The organism is Kribbella sp. NPDC104740 (genome assembly GCF_055583505.1).
Map to the genome: position 1 here is coordinate 954,651 of NZ_JBVJNV010000003.1, position 18,226 is coordinate 972,876.

Consider the following 18,226-nt stretch of genomic DNA (forward strand, 5'->3'; position numbering starts at 1 on the left):
GAGAGTTTGTGGAACTGCTGCGCCTCGGCGCGGTCGGTGAGGAGCGCCCCTACGTGCGCGCCGCCGACGGCACCACCTACGACCTGAGCTCTGTCACCGCCGACATCGACGGCGCCTTCCTGGCCGCCGACGGGATCGCCCGCGCCCGCGCGGCCCTGGAGGCCGGGTCGCTGCCGGCGGCCGAGGTCGACGGCCTGCGGATCGGCGCCCCGATCGCCAAGCCGGCCGCGGTGGTCTGCATCGGCCAGAACTACGCCGCGCACGCGGCCGAGTCCGGCGCCGAGCCGCCGAAGGAGCCGATCGTCTTCTTCAAGCACCCGAACACCGTCGTCGGCCCGTACGACGACGTCCTGGTCCCCCGCGACAGCCGCAGGACCGACTGGGAGGTCGAGCTCGCGGTCGTGATCGGCAAGACCGCCCGGTACCTGACCTCGGACGAGGAGGCGCTGGCCTGCATCGCCGGGTACGCGGTCTCCAACGACGTCTCCGAGCGCGCCTTCCAGCTCGAGGTCTCCGGCGGCCAGTGGTCGAAGGGCAAGTGCTGCGAGACGTTCAACCCGCTCGGCCCGGTGCTGGTCCCGGCCGACGAGGTCGGCGACCCGCAGGCGCTGGACCTGAAGTCGTTCGTCAACGGCGAGCCGCGGCAGGACTCCAACACCCGGGACATGATCTTCTCGGTCGCCGCGCTGATCCGCGACCTGTCGCAGTACATGACGCTCGACCCGGGCGACATCGTCAACACCGGTACGCCGGAGGGTGTGGCGCTGTCCGGGCGGTTCCCGTACCTGGCGCCGGGTGACGTCGTCGAGTGCGAGATCCAGGGGCTGGGCAGGCAGCGCCAGGAGCTTCGCCAGGCCTGAGCGCGCGTCGCGCCCCGGCCCGGCTCTCGGTCGGCCTTTCCGCCCCGTCACCCGAATCTCGGTGGCGGGGCGAACCCGTCGTACGGCATCTTTCTGTGCCATGACCTCGATCGTGCGCACGGTGACCTTCGACGCGGCCGACCCCTACGAGCTGGCCGGCTTCTGGCTGCAGGTGTTCGGCGTGGAGCGCCCGTCGGACGACTTCCCCGACGACCCGTACGCCGCCGTCGACACCGGCCCGGTCAAGCTGCTGTTCGAGCGCAACAACGACCCTAAGCGTGCCAAGAACCGCGTCCACCTCGACCTCGAGCCGGACATCCCGCGCGACCAGGAGGTCGAGCGGCTGGTCGCGCTCGGCGCGACGGTCGAGCACGACCACCGGGAGGCGGACGGTACGGGGTTCGTGGTGATGCTCGACCCGGCCGGCAACGAGTTCTGCGTGCTCCGTTCGGCCGCGGAGCGTGCGGCGACCGGCGGCTGATCCTCCGCGGGTGCAGCTACTGGAGGCTGAGCGACCAGGCCGTCGCGTGGGCGGAGAGGCTGACGGTCGCCAGCGGGCGAACATCCACGTGCCGCAGCGACTCAGCCGGCGCCTCCAACGTGTAGAGCACAGCAGCTCTCACGACCGCCGGATGCACCACCGCCACCACCGTCTGCCGCTCCGCGTGCTGCGGAGCCTCGGTGAGGTCCCCCAGCCAGTCGGCGACCCGCGCGATCAGGTCGTTCGCCGTCTCACCACCCGGCGGCGCCGTGTGCGGCCGCTCCAGCCACGCCGAGACCGCCGCAGTCTCCGTCGCGAGCAGCTCCTCCAGGTCGCGCCCGGTCCAGTCGCCGTACTCCCGGTCGCGCAGCGCCCCGACCACGACCGGCTGCAAGCCCATCGCCTCAGCGGTCAGGATCGCGGCCGGCTCGGGCCCGCAGTACGTCGTACCGGCGTCGACCCGCAGGTCACGCGCCGCCTCCAGGCTCGCCTGGTCCGGCGCGGGCTCTCCACCGAGGACGAGCCCGCGCAGGCCAGGCGTCAGCGCATGCGCGACGAGGGTCAGCGTCGTGGTCACGCGGCAACCGGCTCCGCGACCTTGGAGTGACGATCCACCAACGCAGCGTAACCGAATCCGATCAGCGTCCACAGCACCGCCTGCGTGCCGAGCGAGGCGAACCGGAACTGCCACAGCAGCGTCGCCGGGAACGACCCCGGCACCTCGTTGATCGCCGGCAGGATCAGGTACGCCGCCACGATCGTCACCACGAACGCGGCCCCGCCTGCGGCGAGCCGGATCCAGGGCGCGTCGCCGAAGCGCTGCGCCCAGCGGGACGCCGCGACGCCGGCCCAGACCGCGAGCAGCCCGATCACCAGCGTCAGCAGGTAGGTGACGGTCCGCTTGGTGATCGTCTCCGGGTCGCCGACGGCGGGCGGGTTCGGCGGGTACTTGAGGAACGGCACCAGCACGATCCCGACGAATCCCGCGGCGGCCAGGCCGAGCGCGGCGTACGAGTCGCTGGTGGTGCGGAGGCGGCGGCGGAGCAGGGCGAACCCGACGGCGAAGATGCCGCCGAGCGCCACGCCGTACAGGCTGGTGGCGAGGAAGAGCCCGAACCGCTGGCCGTCGCGGCTGACCAGCGGTTCCTCCTCCTCGGCCGCCGGGGCCTCGGTCGCTTCGCCATGGGTGTGCGCGGCGCCGCCGGCTTCCTCGATCGCGATCGCGGCGTCGATGTGCGGTTCGCCCATCACGTACGCGAAGGTTCCGGCCAGCAGGCCGGCGAAGAGGCCGACGATCAGTCCGCGCACCAGGAGATTCCCGAAAGTGCGCATGACAGTCCTGTCAGATGGTGGTGTGGGTACTGCAGGACGTCAGTGGCAGGGCACGCCGAGCAGGTGCCGGCCGTCGTGCATCAGCTCGTGCAGGTACATGCCCGACTGGGAGATCGCACCCTGGTCGAAGGCGACCAGGTAGGCCAGCATCAGCAGCACGCCGACGGTGAGCAGCGCGACCGCGAGCAGGCGCGGGGAAACGGCCGGTACGGCGACCGGGCGAGCAGGAGCAGACATCTGAGGACCTCCTGGGGAAGTGCGCGTCCCCATCGAAAGGCTGCGAGTGCCCGAGCGTCCTGACTCACGAGCCCGAAGCTCGCTCACAGTGGCGCGGCCGTACCGGTTTCTCACCGGTTTCCCTCATGGCACCGCAGGTTGACCTTTGAACGGTAGCGGCCGCCTTCGTGACCGGTCAACGGATCCCGGCGCGCCGGTGATCTTCCCCACCTGGCGAGATCCCGCAGCTTCGCGGGGATTGCTTCGGCCGGCGAGATCCCCGCAGCCTCGCGGGCTCGCCTCGGCTGGCGAGATCGTGCAGCGGGTCGCGGACCCGGCACTTACCCTGACTCCATGCCGTCCGCCCACCACCTCCTGGCCTTCGCCGTCACCGCCCTGATCGTCATCGTCGTCCCCGGCCCGAGCGTCCTGTTCATCATCGGCCGGGCCCTGACCGTCGGCCGCCGCGAAGCCGTCCTCACCATGATCGGCAGCATGGCCGGCGTCGTGGTCCTCCTGGTCGCGGTAGCCCTGGGCCTCGGCTCCCTCATCGCCGCCAGCGCCATCGCCCTCACCGTCGTGAAACTCGCCGGCGCGGCGTACCTGATCTACCTGGGCATCCACGCCTTCCGCACCCGCAAGTCCCTCGCCTCTGCACTCACCGCCGGCGTCCGCCCGGCGAACACCCGCCGAGTCCTCCGCCAGGGCTTCCTCGTCGGCGTCACCAACGCCAAGACCGCGGTCTTCTTCGCCGCCGTCCTCCCCCAGTTCCTGGACCCCGAAGCCGGCAACCCCACCCTCCAGATCCTGCTGCTCGGCCTCATCTTCATCACCATCGCCCTCATCTCCGACACCACCTGGGCCTTGGCCGCCGGCACCGCCCGCAACTGGTTCGCCCGCTCCCCGCGCCGCCTGGAACTGGTCGGCGGCACCGGCGGCCTGATGATCATCACGCTCGGCGCGAGCATCGCCCTCACGGGCGCGAAGGACTAGTCCGCTGCAGGGCTGTGGACAACTCCCCAGCCGTTCACCCTCCGCTTGTAAACTCAACAAGGAAAGAACAGGCGGCGGGCAGCAGACGCCGTCAGCCGCACCAGATTCACACCATTCGAGTCTGCCGAGCCGCGAAGACGCCCACCACAGCAAGCGCAGCAGGCAAGCCGAAGGCTGTCAGGTACGCCGTGGTCGGCGAGTGCGGCTCGATGGCGGCGAAGAGCGAGCCGCCGATCGCCAGGATCGTTGCTGTCAGCAAGGAGTCGCTGAGCTGCAGGGCCGAGCTGTTCGCACCCTGCTGCTCGACCGTGGAGTACTCCAGCACCAGCACCGACACGGTCGGGAACACCGTCCCCATCCCCAGCCCGACCAGCGCCCACCCGAGGATCCCGACGACCACCGGCACCCGGTCGTCGAGCGTCGCGGCGGCGGTCCCGATCCCCAGCAGCAGCGAGAGCATGCCCGCCTGCAGGAACACGTGGTGCTCGAACGGCTGGTTCGGCCGGCCCCGGTACCACGACGCCGCCGACCAGCTCAGCGCGCTGACCGTCAGCACCATCCCCGCCCACGCCGGCGACAGCCCGCGCTCCCGGGTCAGCATCAGCGGCAGGAACACCTCGGCCCCGAACCCGGCCGCTGCGACCAGCCCGCGCAACGCGATCACCGCCGGAAGCCCCGCGCGGACCGTGAACGTCCCCTTCGGCAGCAGCTTCGGCGCGAACACGACCACCGCCGCCAGCCCGATCGCGATCAGGATCAACTGCAGGGCTCCCCGCTGCTGCCCGCCGTAGTGCAGCAGCCCGACGCCGAACGCCGCACCCACGGCGTACCAGGCCTGGTCGGTCCAGAGCCTGCCCGAGTCGACCTCACCAGACCGCGCCGAGTTCGCCCCACCAGACCCCGCCGGTTCGACCTCACCAGACCGCACCGGTTCGCCCTCACCAGACGGTGCCAACTCGGCCTCGCTCAACGGCGCCGACCGCTCACCCCGCGCGAGCCCCGGGCGCATGATCAGCGCCGCCGGCACCGCCAGCACCGGCACCGCCAGGAACACGATCCGCCAGTTCGCGTGCTCGACGATCAACCCCGCGATCGCCGGTCCGACCAGCGACGGCACCACCCAAGCCGTCGAGAACGCCGCGAACACCCGCGGCCGCAGCTCAGCCGGGTAGAACCGCCCGACCACGACGTACAGCGCGACCGTCAGCAGCCCCGACCCGAACCCCTGGATCGCCCGCCCGACGACCAGCACCTCCATCGTCGGCGCCAGCCCGGCGATCAGCAGCCCGGCCAGGAACCACCCCGTCCCGTGCCACAGCGGCCGCGTCGGCCCCTTGAGGTCCGACCAGGTCCCCGACACGACCATCGCGACCACACCCGACGCCAACGGCCCGCCGAACGCCAGCGCGTACAGCGACAGACCGTCCAGCGACTGCGCGACGGTCGGCATCGCGGTCGACACGGCGAGCGCCTCGAACGCGACCAGGGTGATCAGCGCGACCATCCCGACCGTCAGCGCACGGTACTGCGGGGATAGAACTCCAGGTGCGCGCGTCGGCGCGGTCGTGGTGGTCATGCCCTGAACCCTCAGGGCTCAAGTGCACTTCAAGTCAAGGCGTCAGAGCACCGCAGCAAGGACGAGCCCGATCAGCGGCGGCCCGGCCTGGATCGCCGCCGACTGCGCCATCCGGCGGTCCGACCCGATCAGCACCAGCCCGGCGCCGAGCATGCACGCGCACGAGAACAGCGCGATCGCGTACCCGCGGTCGCCACCCGCGATCAGCCCGCCGATCGCGCCCGCGGCGAGGAACAGGTTGTAGAAGCCCTGGTTGAACGCCCACGGCCGCGCCGCCTCGGCTTCGGCCGCGGTCGTGACCCGGAACCGCTGCTGAACGCTGGGCTTGCGGAAGAGCAAGCTCTCCATGGCGAAGAAGACGAGGTGCAGGGCCCCGGCCAGGGCGACGAAGATCTGCGCGACGGTGTTCACCTGCGAACCGTACCGCTCGGATGCCTCCGGCAACAGAACGTCACGAGTGGCGAGTTCCTGCCGTCATTTCCAGCTGGTCGCGAAGGCCCGCGCCGGGTTGGTCACGAAGATCTGCTCGACCGCTTCCGCTCCGAGCCGGCGCGTCAGCCGCGGCCGCAGATTCGTCAACAGGTACGGCATCCCCGGCCCTTCACCGGTCGCCAGCCGCGCCCGCGCGCTCGTGGTGTCGCCGCCGAGCAGCAGCCGGTCGGCGTACCCGGTCTCGGCGAGCGCGGCCAGGCAGTCGACCATCCGCCAGTCGGTCGCGCTGTTGGCCCGCGACGGCCCGTCGAACGCGAGAAACGCACCGCGCGCGGCCAGCTCCTGATGGATCTGGTGGTCGGGGAAGCGGTTGAGGTGCCCGAGGATGATCCGGTCCGGCGCGACCCCATGGCCCTCCAGGCGATCCAGTACGACGTCCGCTCCGGTCCCCAGCTCGTGGTGGATCCCGATCGGCGCACCGGTCGCCAGCTGCGCTTCCGCTGCCGCGTCCAGCACCCAGGCGGTGTGCTTGTCGAGCCCGTGGAACCCGCTGGCGATCTTGATCATCCCCGCGCGCACCTGGCTGTTGTCGATGCCCTCGGTCAGCTCCCGCACGAACACCTCGGCGAGGTCGAGGTCCGGCACCTCGCCGTAGTGCTCAGCCCGGTGCATCCCAGTCGCAGCGACCACCTGTACGCCGGCTTCGCGGGAGAGCTTCGGCAGCAGGTCCACCCGCCGGCCCAGCCCGTACGGCGTCCACTGGATCACCGCGCGGCCGCCGGCCTCGGCGTACAGCGTCGCCTCCTGCAGCGCGCCGTCGTAGTCGTCCAGCTCCTGCCCCGGCGGCATCACCGCGCTGCGGATGAACAGGTGGTCGTGCGCGTTGCACACCCCGAGCTCCTCCGGTGCGACGTCACCCAGCACAGTCCGTACGACGGCCATTCGGCTCTCCCCTTCACGACATGACAATGCCCAGGCTGCCACGGGCAACCTGGGCTCTGTCGTTCAGCTAGATGTTCTGAACCGATTCCAACGACCTCTGCACCGGATCCGGCGTGAGCCAGCCTTGCGAGTCAGCGCGGCCGGCGCGTCAGCGCGGCCGGCGCGTCAGCGGCCGCGGCGGCTGCTGCCTGCTCGCGTACCTGCTGAGAACGCCGCGGCACCAGCCGGTCGGCTGCTCGCACCCGGTGTCGTCGTCGTGTAGCTCTTCGGCGCTCCACCGGAGCCACCGCGACCGCCGCCGGAACCGCCACGGGCTCCACCCGAGCGGCCACCACCAGCAGCAGCGCTACGGCCGCCGCCACCGGACCCGTTGCGAGCCCCACCGGAAGCCCGGCCACCCGCACCAGACCCACCGCGCGCCGCCGGAGCAGCCTCACCCGGCCCGGAGCTCCCGCGCCGGCCACGACCGCGACCACGCCCGGACGACTCGCCACCACGGCGTACGTCGTCGTTGGCCGCCTTGACCGGCGGCTCGACGTACGTCCGCTCACCCGGAGCGAGCTCGGTCAGCAGCGGGTCGCCGACGCGCAGCTTGGTCACCTTCGGCGCGATCCCGGCCTTGCGGGTCAGGTCGCGCACGTCGCTGACCTGGTCGTCGGTCATCAGCGTGACGACGGTGCCTTCGGCGCCGGCCCGCGCCGTCCGGCCGGAGCGGTGCAGGTACGCCTTGTGCTCGATCGGCGGGTCGGCGTGGATCACCAGCGACACGTCGTCGACGTGGATCCCGCGCGCGGCGATGTCGGTCGCGACCAGCGTCCGCGCGGAGCCGTCGGAGAAGGCCTCCAGGTTCCGCGTGCGGGCGCCCTGGGACAGGTTGCCGTGTAGCTCGACCGCGGGCACGCCCTGGGCGATCAGCTTCTTGGTGAGCGACTTGGCGCCGTACTTGGTGCGGGTGAAGACCAGCGTGCGGCCAGGAGCCGCGGCCAGGTCGACGAGCACCGGGAGCCGGCTGTCGGCCTGCAGGTGCAGGACATGGTGGGTCATCTTCGACACCGGCGACTGCGCCGAGTCGACGCTGTGGGTGACCGGGTTCCGCATGAACCGCTTGACCAGTACGTCGACGCCGGCGTCCAGCGTCGCCGAGAACAGCAGACGCTGCGCGTCGGCCGGAGTCGCCTCCAGCAGGCGCCGTACGGCGGGCAGGAAGCCCAGGTCGGCCATGTGGTCGGCCTCGTCAAGCACGGTGATCTCCACCGCGTCGAGCTTGGCGTGACCGGCCTTGACGTGGTCCTCGAGCCGGCCCGGGCAGGCGACGACGATGTCGACGCCCTTGCGCAGGCCGGTGATCTGCGGGCCGTGCCCGACGCCACCGAAGATGGTCATCGTGCGCAGCCCGAACGCGTCGGTCAGCGGCGTGATCGAGGCCTGGATCTGGGTCGCCAGTTCACGGGTCGGCGCCAGGATCAGCGCGCGCGGCTGGTTCGGCCGGCGGCGGGTGCCGCTGGACGCGAGCCGGGCGATCACCGGGAGCACGAACGCGTAGGTCTTGCCGGAACCGGTCCGGCCGCGGCCGAGCACGTCCTTGCCGGCCAGCGAGTCCGGCAGCGTCGCCGCCTGGATCGGGAACGGCTTGGTGACGCCGGCCGAGGACAGCGCGGCGACCAGCTCGGCGGGCAGGCCGAGGTCGGTGAAGGTCAGGTCGTCGGGGACGACCAGCGGCGCGACGTCGTCGTACTGCTCGGTGGTCTGTACGGCCTGCTGCGGCTTCTTACCGCCGCGGCGACGCTCACCCTGGGTACGATTCTCGTTGCTCTGTGCGGTTTTCGGGGCTCCGGCCGCCTGACCGGATTGGTTGCCACCGGCCCCTGAACGGCGGCGGCGCCGGGGGCGCGCCGGTCCGTCCGGGCGGGCGGAAGAGGTTTCGGGCGTGGGCATGGGGCGGCTGACCGCCATCTGGTACTCCAAGAAAGTCGAAAAGGGTCGTCCTGCCCGGCGCGGCATCGTGGGCCGCGGCGCGTGGGGGTCGACTGCCAAATGGTCCGAGGCAGAACTGGGCGGACCGTCATCACCCAGCATACGGCACGAGGTTCGCCTCCCCAGACAGTTGCGTGGCGGTACGGTCGTGCCTGTGACGACCGACACCTCCACACGGTTCCGCGCCGACCCGCCGTCGACCGGTGCCGAACGCGCCATGCTGCAAGGATTTCTCGACTTCCACCGCGGCACGCTGCTCTGGAAGGTCTCCGCGCTTACCAGGGATGAACTGGTCCGGCCCACTGTCGATCCGTCGGGAATGACGCTGCTCGGCCTGGTCCGGCACCTGACCGAGGTGGAGCGGTATTGGTTCCAGCTGAGCCTGGACGGGCGCATGGACGCGCTGAAGCTGTGGACGGACGAACATCCCGACGGCGACTTCGACCTGGTCTCGCCTGCTGAGGCGGAGGCGGACCTGGAAACGTTCCGCCAAGTGGTCGCGGAGTCGGATGCGATTGCCGGCGGCTACGACCTCGACCACGAGTTCACCCGGCCACGCGGCGGCCCGCAGCTGTCGGTGCGCTGGCTCTACCTGCACATGGTCGAGGAGTACGCCCGCCACAACGGCCACGCCGATTTGCTCCGCGAGAGAATCGACGGCCAAGTCGGCGAGTGAGCTCTATCGGATCCGGTGACCATGCAGAACCACCGCGGCCGGCGTCGCCAGAGTCTCGGGACGTTCTCGCGGGTCTTCGTCGTACGTGACGAGGTTGCCGCCGTCATCGAGTAATCCGAGGTAGTCCCAGGCCTTCGTCGTCGCGGCCTCCATCGCCTGCGTGACATCGAGCCCGTGCCGAGCCAGCAACGCGACTTCCCGCGCGACGGACCCCACTGCGTCCGACCCGGTCAGCACCGTCACGCCGTACTGATCAGCCAACTCGAGCATGCCGGTCAAGTACTTCGCACTGGCGAGCCGCCGCTCCCGCCGCTCCTCACTCTCACCAGCCCGTACGTCGATCGACGCACACAGCGTCGGCGTCCAAGCCCCACCTCGAGCTCCCAGCACTTCCAGATCCCGCTCGCTGATCAACGTCCCGTGCTCGATCGAGTCCACCCCGACCCGGATCAACTCGCTCACCACCGCACCGTTGGTGTGCGCCGCAACCCGCCCACCCATCGCGTGCGCCTTCTCGACCACCTGCGCGACCAACTCGATCTCGTACGACGCCTCGATCGCACTCCCGCGAATCGGCCCGTCGGGCCCGACCGCCGGGAAGTCCGCAACGAGCTTGACCCAGGTCGCGCCGTCCTTCAGCTCAGCCTCCACAGCAGCGAGCAGCTCATCGGCCTCGACCGGATCGTGCATCCGCGGGAAGTACCGCCCCTTCGGCGCCAGAAACCGCCCAGCAGCGAGCACCACCGGCCGGCCCTCGCGCGGTGAACGCGCCAGCTCGAGCGTGATCGCCCGCTGACCCCCGACGTCGCGCACCGCGCTCACCCCCGCCTGCGCGAGCTCGTCCAGACGCGCGACCGCCTCCGCCTCACCCCCGGCGAGCAACGGCCCCTGCTCGTCCGCGTCCACAGTCAGGTGACAGTGCGCGTCGACGAGCCCAGGCAGCGCGAACCGCCCAGGCAGCCGATCCTCGTCGCCCGTCCCGAACCGCAGCCGCACCGACTTGTCCACAGGCAGCGAAACTCCGTCGAAGGTCCAGGTCGTCATCTCCGTATCTTCTCTGTCAACAGGGCCGGAAACGGCTTCGGTCCACGTCACCGCCGGAAAGCCCGGCGCCCGTCGCAGACCACGCCGCTTCGATCCCCCCAAGGTTTTGGGGCCGCCCGCTCTGGACTGAGGAGGAAGGGAGCGAAGCGACCGACCGACGAGGGAAGAGCGGGCGAAAAAGCCCCAAAACCCGCGGCGACGAAGTCGACGCCAAAAACACAGCCGAAGTCGCCGCCAACAAATACAGGAGGCAGGATGCAGTCATGCGGGAGAAGGACCTGGACAAGTGGGTCGCGCGCTACCGGCGGGCCTGGGAGTCGAACGACCCCAAGGACATCGGCGCGCTGTGGACCGAGGACGCCGTCTTCTACCGGCGCCCCGACGAGGAGCCGGTGCAGGGCCGGGACGCGATCGTGCGCGCCTGGCTGGAGGTCGCCGACGCGGCGGGCGAGACCACCTTCGAGTACGAGGTGCTCGGCTTCGGCGACGGCGTCGGGTTCGTCCGCGGCTGGACGACGTACCTGACCAGCCCGCCGGCGCTGTTCAGCAACCTGTGGGTGATCCGCCTGGACCGGGGCGGACGGGCCCACGAGTTCACCGAGTGGTGGATGCAAGCGCCGTGATCCGGCGTACTGTGGAAGACAGGCACGCAGGGTGCCACCGGTCCGCGGGAAGGGCTCAGCCCACCTGAGCAGTTCGAGGTCGTGCACCACCGGGACACCTGAGCGGCGCAGTCTGCCGTGCTGGTGCTCCGAGCCCACCTCCTTTCTCGCCTGACCACGCGGACAGCAGGCCCACAGAGAGGAGGTCGCCATGCCGACCCGCCGTTTACCCGACGACCCGAACCTCGACCACCTGCGCAACCAGGCCAAGACGCTGCTGAAGCAGGTCCGAGCCGGTGATGCCCAAGCGCTCGCACTGGTCGCCGAGTTCTCCCCAGCGCCCTCTGCGCGACCTGCAACTGCTCCCGTGGAGCCCGAGCGCCCAGACAGCCCCTCAGCGGATGCTCTTCGTGGGCTCGCCGACGCACAACTTGTCGTCGCCCGAAGCTACGGATTTCCCAGCTGGCCCAAACTCAACCGCCACCTGGGCATCGTCGAGCAGTACACTCGCTCACCCCACCGCGAAACCACCGGCAACCCGGTCGAGACCCCTGCCCAGCGCGCCGACGAGTTCCTCCGCCTGGCGACCCTGCACTACGGCCAGGACGACCCCCAACGGCCCGACGCCGCTCACACCCTCCTGACCTCCACCCCAGAGCTTGCCCAAAGCAACTTCTTCACCCAGGTGGTGGCCGGCGACGTCGAAAGCGTCCGCAAGCAACTGGCTCAGCACCCCCACCTCGCCAATCTCCAAGGCGGCCCCTTCAACTGGGAGCCCCTCCTCTACCTCACCTACTCCCGCCTCCCCGTCGCCCCCGAAGCCGCGCTGGAGATCGCTGGCCTCCTCCTCGAGCACGGCGCCGACCCGAACGCCGGTTTCCTCTGGTCCGGAATGCCTTCCCCCTTCACCGCCCTCACCGGCGCCTTCGGCCGCGGCGAAGGCAACCAGCCCCCGCACCAGAACCGCCTGGCCCTGGCCCGCCTCCTCCTGGAGGCCGGCGCCGACCCCAACGACAGCCAAACCATGTACAACTGCGGCCCCGGCTGCCCACCCCCGCACGACGCCGACCACCTCCGCCTGCTCCTGGAGTTCGGCCTCGGCCAAGGCGACGGCGGCCCCTGGCACCAGCGCCTCACCGTCGCGCACCCCACCGCTCGCCAGCTCCTGGAGGACGAGCTCGTGTTCGCCTCCTCAGAAGGCCTGCTCGACCGCGTCCAGCTCATGCTCGACGCCGGCACCGACCCCGAAGGCCGCGGCACCGAACACCCCGTCTTCTGCGGCCACCGAGCCTTCGAGCTCGCCTCCGTCCAAGGCCACACCGAGATCGCCGCCCTGCTCAGAGCAGCCGGAGCCCCACCCCTCGACGACATCCACGAACTCTTCGCCGCAGTCCTCAACGGATCGACGGCCCCCGTCGACCCAGCCCTGGCCGCCCGGGCGATCCAGCGAAACCCCTACCTCCCCATCCGAGCCGCCGAACTGGGTCGCACCGAAGCCCTACAACCGTTGAAGGACCTCGGCTGGGACCTCAACATCCTCGCCATGGCGGCGCCCCTGCACCAAGCCGCCTGGCACGGCCACCTGGCCACCGTCCGCAAACTGCTCGAACTCGGCGCCGATCCCACGCTCCGCGACCCCAACTACAACGGAACACCGTTGAACTGGGCCATCCACGCCCACCAACAAGAGGTCATCGACTACCTGACCGACTTGGACCTACGGGCTGACCGCAAGGAACAGGAAGGCGCTGAAGACCATTAGATGAGTCGCACCCTGCAGCAGCGTGGCCCGGCCGGTCGCCAGCGTGAGCTGGCTGATCACCACGGTCAACGCGAACAGGACCATCTCGGTCCCGCTCAGCCCGAGGACCAGCGGGCCGTCCAGCCAGATCGACGCGAGCGCGATGGCCGGGATGGTCAGCCCGATGCTGGCCAGGGCCGACCCGAGCGCGAGATTCAGGCTGGTCTGCAGGCGATTCCGCAGCGCGGCCCGAATCGCGGCCACCGTCTCCGGCAACAGGACAAGGAGCGCGATGATCACACCGACCACAGCCACCGGCGCGCCCGCCGACGCGACCGCGTCCTCCAACTTCGGCGACACCGTCTTCGCCAGCCCCACCACCGCGATCAGGCAGACGAACAACATCCCCAAACTGACCAACGCCACCTGCCCACTGGGCGCGGCCGCATGCGTCTCCTGGTCGTCGTCCTCCTGCTCGACAACGTCCGCCACAACGTCAGCCCCGACCTCGGAGTCCTCCTCGTCGCGCCCTTCCGGCGCCTCGCCCAGCTTTTGGTCGACCGACCCCTCGCGCTTTTGGTCGACCGATCCCCCGCCCAGCTCCTGGTCGACCGAGCCCTCGCCTTCCGACAGCTGCCGGCCAACCTCCACCCGTGCCTCGCGCAACTCCCGGACATCCCGGGCCTCGCGCAGTTCCCGGGCGTCCCGGGTCTCGCGGCGCTCCAGGTCGCTCGGCTTCTGCTCGGGCTCCACCGGCAGGAAGTAGTCCCGGTGCCGAATCGTCTGCACGAACACGAACACGCCGTACATCACCAGCGACACCACACCGGCGAACGCCAGCTGCGCGCTGCTGAAGGTCGCCCCCGGCGTACTGGTCGTGAAGGTCGGCAACACCAAGCTCAGCGTCACCAGCGCCGTGATCACCGCGAGGGCGCTGCCCGAGGCGTGAACGCGGAACTGCTGCGTCCGATGCCGGAGCGAGCCGACCACCAGCGACAGCCCGAGGATCCCGTTGCAGGTGATCATCACCGCGGCGAAGACGGTGTCGCGGGCCAGGGACGCGGCCTTCTCACCGCCCGACGCCATCAGCGTGACGATCAGCGCGACCTCGATCACCGTCACGGCGAGCGCGAGGATCAGCGTGCCGAACGGTTCGCCGACCTTGTGCGCGACGACCTCGGCGTGGTGCACCGCCGCGATCACCGCGGCGCCGAGCCCCGCACAGACGAGCACCAGCAGCACGGCCCCGAGATCGCGCCCCCAGGACAGCACCAGCACAACGAGCGCGAGCGGGGGCACGGCCAGACTCCAGCGCGGCAACCCATGGACCACGGAGTTCGTCATCCCCCGAGATTCTATTCGCTCCCCGGCAAACCAGTTGGCATCTCCGGCGCCCGCCGTGATCCTTTTCGCATCGGTTCCATCAAGCCGCGGAGGTCAGGTGCGCTACTACCAAGCGGAGCACGAGTCGGCGTACCGGGAGCTCGCCCGCCGCGGCCAGACGCAGTGGAACGACCTGTTCGACACTCCCTGGACCTACGACGACTTCCAGAACCGGGCCTTCCTGGAGCGAGTCCTTCCCCAGCTCGGTTTCAGCTCACCAGCGGGTCGGCGGGTGCTCGAGTACGGGTGTGGCACCGGGACCGCTGCTTGTTTCCTTGCCGCTCGGGGGTTTCAGGTGGACGCGGTCGACCTGATTCCTGAAGCCGTCGAGATCGGGCGGCGGATGGCCACGGAGCGTGGACTGGACGTGAGGTTCAGCGTCGGTGACATCTGCGCCGGCGGCCTGCCGTCGAGTACGACGTACGACCTGGTCCTCGACAGCTACTGTCTCCAGTCGATCGTCACCGATGAGGATCGCCGAGCGCTGTTCTCCGCCGTCAGCGCCCGTCTGAAGCCTGACGGGTACTACGTCATCTCGACGGCGATCCGGACGCCCGACCGCCGTACCGCACCCGGCTTCCACTACGACGAGAGCACAGGGATCGAGTATCGGGAAGCAGGTGCAGGCGAGCAGTTCATCCAGCTCGGGGAGCGTGCCTACGTTCCGCATCGGCGGCACCTCACGCCGGGCGCACTCCGGGAGGAGCTCGCTGCGGCGGGTTTCCAGGTGGTCATGCTGGACGCCTCTGATACTGCTGATCTCGTCTGCCGATCGACCACAGGAGAGCGATGAGCGTTCAGATCAGGACTGCGGTGGCGGAGGACTGGGCTGCCATCCTTCCGATCTTTCGGGAGGTCGTGGACGCCGGGGAGACCTACGCGTACGACCCGGCGCTGTCCGACGAGGAGGCGCGGGCGTTGTGGATGTCGCCTTCGGGCGCGGCGAAGAGTCGCACCACGGTCGCGGTCGATGCCGAGGGCATCGTTCTCGGGACGGCCAACATGTATCCGAATCGGCCTGGTCCCGGGGCTCACGTGTCGAGCGGGAGCTTCATGGTGGCCGGCAGCGCTCGGGGGCGCGGGGTTGGGCGGGCCCTCTGTGGGGACATGATCGAGTGGTCGACCACAGAGGGGTTCCGGTCCGTTCAGTTCAACGCCGTGGTGGAGAGCAACTCCTCGGCGGTACATCTGTGGCAGGCGCTCGGGTTCAGGATCATCGGGACGGTGCCGGAAGCTTTCCTGCACCCGACGTTGGGGTACGTCGGGCTGCACGTGATGCACCGGCCGTTGCCCTGACGGCCTCGCTCAGAAGGACGCGAGCTCCTCGGCCGTGAACGCGCGCAGGACGCAGAACTCGTTGCCTTCGGGGTCACTCATCACGATCCAGGAGGCTGAGTCGTCCTGGCCGACGTCGACCTGCTTGCCGCCGAGCGACTCGATCCGCGCGACCTCCGCGGCCTGGTCCTCGGGGCGCAGGTCCATGTGCACGCGGTTCTTCACCGACTTCACCTCGTCGGCGGGGACGCGGAGGAACAGGATGTCCGGCACGATGCCGTCCTCCGGGCTGCCCGCCGGCGGCTCCAGCACGTACTCCTTCTCGTGCTCGAACGTGATCCGCCACCCCAGCACCTCAGCCCAGAACCGCGCCTGCGCGGCGGGGTCGATCGCGTCGTAGTTCACACACTGCACCCGGATTCCCATGGGAGGACTCTCTCATTCGGCAGGTCTCACCCACGAGGAAGAGGTGCTCAGCAAGCAGCAGCGAGAACCGCCGGGGCGGGGCGTGCGGCGCGAGGCGGAGCGTGCGGGGTGGGGCGTGCGGCGCGGGGTGGGGCGTGCGGCGCGGGGCGGGGCGTGCGGCGCGGGGCGGAGCGTGCGGGGTGGGGCGTGCGGCGCGCGGGCGGGGTGGGGCGTGCGGCGCGGGGTGGGGCGTGCGGCGCGGGGTGGGGCGTGCGGCGCGCGGGCGGGGTGGGGCGTGCGGCGCGCGGGCGGGGTGGGGCGTGCGGCGCGGGGCGGAGCGTGCGGCGCGGGGCGGAGCGTGCGGCGCGGGGCATGCGGCGCGGGGGCGGAGCGGAGCGTGCGGCGCACGGGCGGAGCGGAGCGTGCGGCGCACGGGCGGAGCGGAGCGTGCGGCGCACGGGCGGAGCGGAGCGTGCGGCGCTGGGCGGAGCGTGGCGTGATGCGGCGCGGGCGCGACCGGCCGCCCGGGCGCCTGCTGGGAGCGGCACGGTGGGTGGTGGGTTTGTCACACCGGGGTGTGCTCGGGCTGGGGGCGTGTTTGGATCGGGGGATGGAGACTCGGGCGCGGCGGATGTGGCGGGTGTTGGAGCCGGTTCATGCGGTGACGTACTTCGCGCCGGAGACTCGGGCGGCCACGGACGGGATGGGGTTGCGGGGCGGGTGGATGAGTTACTTCGCCTGCCGGGCGGCGCCGTTGGGGGCGGTCGGGCCTGAGGTGGTGGCGGCGGTGTTCTACAACTTCCATCCGGGGATGGTGGCGCGGGCGCTGCCGGATGCTTGGGGGTATGCGTCGCCGGAGCGGTTGATCGAGGCGCGCTTGCAGGCTGTGGACGCGGCGGTACGGCGGCTGCTGCCGGAGGCGGTCGGCAGTTCCGCCGTACGGCGGGCGGCTGAGCTGGCTCGGGAGGCGGCTGAGGTGGCGCCGGTTGCTGGGCGGCCGCTGGCGGCGGCGAACGCCGTACTGGGGTGGGCTGATGAGCCGCATCTGGTGTTGTGGCAGGCGACGACGATCCTGCGGGAGTCGCGTGGGGACGGGCACGTCGCCGCGTTGGTCGCGGCTGGGTTGAGCCCTTGTCAGGCGAATCTGACGATGACGGCGACGGGTGGGCCGTCGAAGGAGGTGTATCAGCGCAGCCGGCGGTGGAGTGATGACGAGTGGGCTGCGGCTGAGGAGGACCTCCGCGAGCGCGGGCTGATGGACGGTACGGCGCTGGCCGAGCGCGGGCACGCGGTACGGCGTGAGGTGGAGGAGACGACCGACCGGCTGGCCGAGCAGGGGTGGCGGGCGCTCGGCGACGCGAAGGCCGAGGAGCTTGAGCGGCTTGTCAGGCCGATCAGTACGACGGTGATGGCGTCGGGGCTGATCCCGCCGGACAACCCGATGGCGCTGCGCTGGCCGGAGTCGGAGCTCAGCACCTGAGCCGAGGCGCAGCCACGCAGTACTAGCGCTTGGGCTGACCTCGCCAGGTGACCCAGAGCAGTGAGACACCGAGCGCCGCGACGACCGGCCCGACGACTGCCCAGAAGCTGCTGCCGGTCATCGAGCTGCCCTTGAGGTAGCCGAGGCCTTGGAGGGTCCAGACGACGCCGGCGACGGCGAGCAGGACACCGAAGGCGCTCGCGACGATCTTCTTCATCCGGGGAGCCTATCCCCCGAGTTTGCGGGCCAGCAGCTGGATCGAGGCGGAGAGGTCCTCGCCGCGCGGCGCCTGCTCGGGGTTGAACATCGTCAGCGCGACCACCCCGAGCAGCAGCGCCTGCAGGAACGAGCCGACCTGCTGCGTGGTCGCCTCGTCGGTCGTCGAGTCCGTCGCACCGAACAGCGCGGCCAACCCCTCGCGCGCCTCACCCTGCATCGCCGAGACAGCCTGCAGCAGATCCGGCAGGTGCGCCCCCTGGCTGAGGATCTCGAACTGGGTTGTCCACAGTGCCCGGCTCGCCGGGTTGGCGAGTGTGTCGACGACCAGCGCCCAGGTCGCGACGAAACGGTCCGCCGGTACGGCGTCCGCGGCCGGCCCGGCGCTCATCGTGGCGCCCAGCTCGTCACCCCACTCGCTGAGCGCCTGGCGCATCGCCTCGTTCAGCAGCGCGTCCTTGGAGCCGAAGTGGTACCCGATCGCGGCCAGGCTCACCCCGGCCGCGGTGGCGATGTCCCGTGCGGTGGTCCGGGTGTAGCCCTTCTCCCGCAGACAGACCTTGGCGCCCTCGATCAAAGCCTCGCGATTGCCCATGTG

Annotated in this window: 21 protein-coding genes and 1 riboswitch; of the genes, 9 read left to right on the forward strand and 12 right to left on the reverse strand. The window is 70.6% G+C overall.

The features are described from left to right. Positions 1-8 precede the first annotated feature (8 nt). Positions 9-860, forward strand: coding sequence for a fumarylacetoacetate hydrolase family protein (locus tag ACZ6Z4_RS20640; RefSeq protein WP_465566520.1), 852 nt, complete (start codon positions 9-11; stop codon positions 858-860). 100 nt (positions 861-960) lie between these two features. After that, positions 961-1,341: a VOC family protein gene (locus tag ACZ6Z4_RS20645; protein ID WP_363670133.1), complete on the forward strand. Its 381-nt coding sequence runs from the start codon at positions 961-963 to the stop codon at positions 1,339-1,341. A 16-nt stretch (positions 1,342-1,357) separates the two neighbouring features. On the opposite strand, the gene ACZ6Z4_RS20650 is transcribed toward ACZ6Z4_RS20645, so the two are convergent. Genes ACZ6Z4_RS20650 through ACZ6Z4_RS20660 form a run of 3 tightly spaced genes read right to left on the reverse strand, consistent with a single transcriptional unit; the run spans position 1,358 to position 2,910 of the window. Beyond that, positions 1,358-1,918, reverse strand: a complete 561-nt coding sequence (locus ACZ6Z4_RS20650) for a histidine phosphatase family protein (RefSeq protein WP_465566524.1) — start codon at positions 1,916-1,918, stop codon at positions 1,358-1,360. Next, positions 1,915-2,673 (reverse strand): CbtA family protein, encoded by a 759-nt coding sequence (locus ACZ6Z4_RS20655; protein ID WP_465566527.1) that lies wholly within the window; start codon positions 2,671-2,673, stop codon positions 1,915-1,917. The genes ACZ6Z4_RS20650 and ACZ6Z4_RS20655 overlap by 4 nt, the downstream gene beginning before the upstream one ends. 39 nt (positions 2,674-2,712) lie before the next feature. Next, complete coding sequence (locus ACZ6Z4_RS20660) at positions 2,713-2,910, reverse strand: CbtB domain-containing protein (RefSeq protein ID WP_363670139.1); 198 nt, start codon at positions 2,908-2,910, stop codon at positions 2,713-2,715. Between the two features lie 34 nt (positions 2,911-2,944). After that, a riboswitch (cobalamin riboswitch) is annotated at positions 2,945-3,086 on the reverse strand. Between the two features lie 157 nt (positions 3,087-3,243). On the opposite strand from ACZ6Z4_RS20660, the gene ACZ6Z4_RS20665 reads away from it, so the two are divergent. Further along, on the forward strand, positions 3,244-3,882 hold the full coding sequence (locus ACZ6Z4_RS20665; RefSeq protein WP_465566530.1) for a LysE family translocator: 639 nt from the start codon (positions 3,244-3,246) through the stop codon (positions 3,880-3,882). 106 nt (positions 3,883-3,988) lie between these two features. Here ACZ6Z4_RS20665 and ACZ6Z4_RS20670 read toward each other — a convergent pair whose 3' ends face one another. From ACZ6Z4_RS20670 to ACZ6Z4_RS20685, 4 genes are all read right to left on the reverse strand, one after another. After that, on the reverse strand, positions 3,989-5,458 hold the full coding sequence (locus tag ACZ6Z4_RS20670) for an MFS transporter (RefSeq protein WP_465566533.1): 1,470 nt from the start codon (positions 5,456-5,458) through the stop codon (positions 3,989-3,991). Between the two features lie 42 nt (positions 5,459-5,500). Further along, on the reverse strand, positions 5,501-5,869 hold the full coding sequence (locus tag ACZ6Z4_RS20675) for a DUF1304 domain-containing protein (RefSeq protein WP_465566536.1): 369 nt from the start codon (positions 5,867-5,869) through the stop codon (positions 5,501-5,503). Positions 5,870-5,932: 63 nt separating this feature from the next. Next, positions 5,933-6,832, reverse strand: a complete 900-nt coding sequence (locus ACZ6Z4_RS20680) for a phosphotriesterase family protein (RefSeq protein WP_465566540.1) — start codon at positions 6,830-6,832, stop codon at positions 5,933-5,935. 165 nt (positions 6,833-6,997) lie between these two features. Continuing rightward, positions 6,998-8,767 carry a DEAD/DEAH box helicase gene (locus tag ACZ6Z4_RS20685; RefSeq protein WP_465566543.1) on the reverse strand — a complete coding sequence of 590 codons (1,770 nt, stop codon included), beginning with the start codon at positions 8,765-8,767 and terminating at the stop codon, positions 6,998-7,000. Between ACZ6Z4_RS20685 and ACZ6Z4_RS20690 the strand changes: the two genes are divergently transcribed. Next, a complete protein-coding gene (locus ACZ6Z4_RS20690) occupies positions 8,766-9,482 on the forward strand; it encodes a DinB family protein (protein ID WP_465566800.1) in 717 nt (238 codons plus the stop codon). The genes ACZ6Z4_RS20685 and ACZ6Z4_RS20690 overlap by 2 nt on opposite strands. A gap of 3 nt (positions 9,483-9,485) precedes the next feature. Here the strand turns inward: ACZ6Z4_RS20690 and ACZ6Z4_RS20695 are convergent, their stop codons facing one another. Next, a complete protein-coding gene (locus ACZ6Z4_RS20695; RefSeq protein WP_465566546.1) occupies positions 9,486-10,526 on the reverse strand; it encodes an amidohydrolase family protein in 1,041 nt (346 codons plus the stop codon). 263 nt (positions 10,527-10,789) lie between these two features. On the opposite strand from ACZ6Z4_RS20695, the gene ACZ6Z4_RS20700 reads away from it, so the two are divergent. Then, the gene (locus ACZ6Z4_RS20700) at positions 10,790-11,149 is read left to right on the forward strand and encodes a YybH family protein (protein WP_465566549.1); all 360 of its coding nucleotides are present in this window, start codon (positions 10,790-10,792) and stop codon (positions 11,147-11,149) included. 190 nt (positions 11,150-11,339) lie between these two features. After that, positions 11,340-12,890 carry an ankyrin repeat domain-containing protein gene (locus ACZ6Z4_RS20705; protein ID WP_465566552.1) on the forward strand — a complete coding sequence of 517 codons (1,551 nt, stop codon included), beginning with the start codon at positions 11,340-11,342 and terminating at the stop codon, positions 12,888-12,890. Here the strand turns inward: ACZ6Z4_RS20705 and ACZ6Z4_RS20710 are convergent. Continuing rightward, the gene (locus ACZ6Z4_RS20710; protein WP_465566555.1) at positions 12,846-14,213 is read right to left on the reverse strand and encodes a calcium:cation antiporter; all 1,368 of its coding nucleotides are present in this window, start codon (positions 14,211-14,213) and stop codon (positions 12,846-12,848) included. The genes ACZ6Z4_RS20705 and ACZ6Z4_RS20710 overlap by 45 nt on opposite strands. Before the next feature lie 97 nt (positions 14,214-14,310). On the opposite strand from ACZ6Z4_RS20710, the gene ACZ6Z4_RS20715 reads away from it, so the two are divergent. Together ACZ6Z4_RS20715 and ACZ6Z4_RS20720 are read left to right on the forward strand one after the other, a co-directional pair. Next, on the forward strand, positions 14,311-15,045 hold the full coding sequence (locus ACZ6Z4_RS20715) for a class I SAM-dependent methyltransferase (protein WP_465566558.1): 735 nt from the start codon (positions 14,311-14,313) through the stop codon (positions 15,043-15,045). Next, positions 15,042-15,548: a GNAT family N-acetyltransferase gene (locus ACZ6Z4_RS20720; protein WP_465566562.1), complete on the forward strand. Its 507-nt coding sequence runs from the start codon at positions 15,042-15,044 to the stop codon at positions 15,546-15,548. Before ACZ6Z4_RS20715 ends, ACZ6Z4_RS20720 begins: the two co-directional genes overlap by 4 nt. A gap of 9 nt (positions 15,549-15,557) precedes the next feature. Here ACZ6Z4_RS20720 and ACZ6Z4_RS20725 read toward each other — a convergent pair whose 3' ends face one another. After that, positions 15,558-15,953, reverse strand: a complete 396-nt coding sequence (locus ACZ6Z4_RS20725; protein ID WP_363670165.1) for a VOC family protein — start codon at positions 15,951-15,953, stop codon at positions 15,558-15,560. Positions 15,954-16,542: 589 nt separating this feature from the next. On the opposite strand from ACZ6Z4_RS20725, the gene ACZ6Z4_RS20730 reads away from it, so the two are divergent. Further along, the gene (locus ACZ6Z4_RS20730; RefSeq protein WP_465566567.1) at positions 16,543-17,412 is read left to right on the forward strand and encodes an SCO6745 family protein; all 870 of its coding nucleotides are present in this window, start codon (positions 16,543-16,545) and stop codon (positions 17,410-17,412) included. A 22-nt stretch (positions 17,413-17,434) separates the two neighbouring features. Here the strand turns inward: ACZ6Z4_RS20730 and ACZ6Z4_RS20735 are convergent, their stop codons facing one another. After that, a complete protein-coding gene (locus ACZ6Z4_RS20735; RefSeq protein WP_363670169.1) occupies positions 17,435-17,629 on the reverse strand; it encodes a hypothetical protein in 195 nt (64 codons plus the stop codon). Between the two features lie 9 nt (positions 17,630-17,638). Further along, positions 17,639-18,223, reverse strand: coding sequence for a TetR/AcrR family transcriptional regulator (locus tag ACZ6Z4_RS20740; protein ID WP_465566570.1), 585 nt, complete (start codon positions 18,221-18,223; stop codon positions 17,639-17,641). Positions 18,224-18,226: the final 3 nt, after the last annotated feature.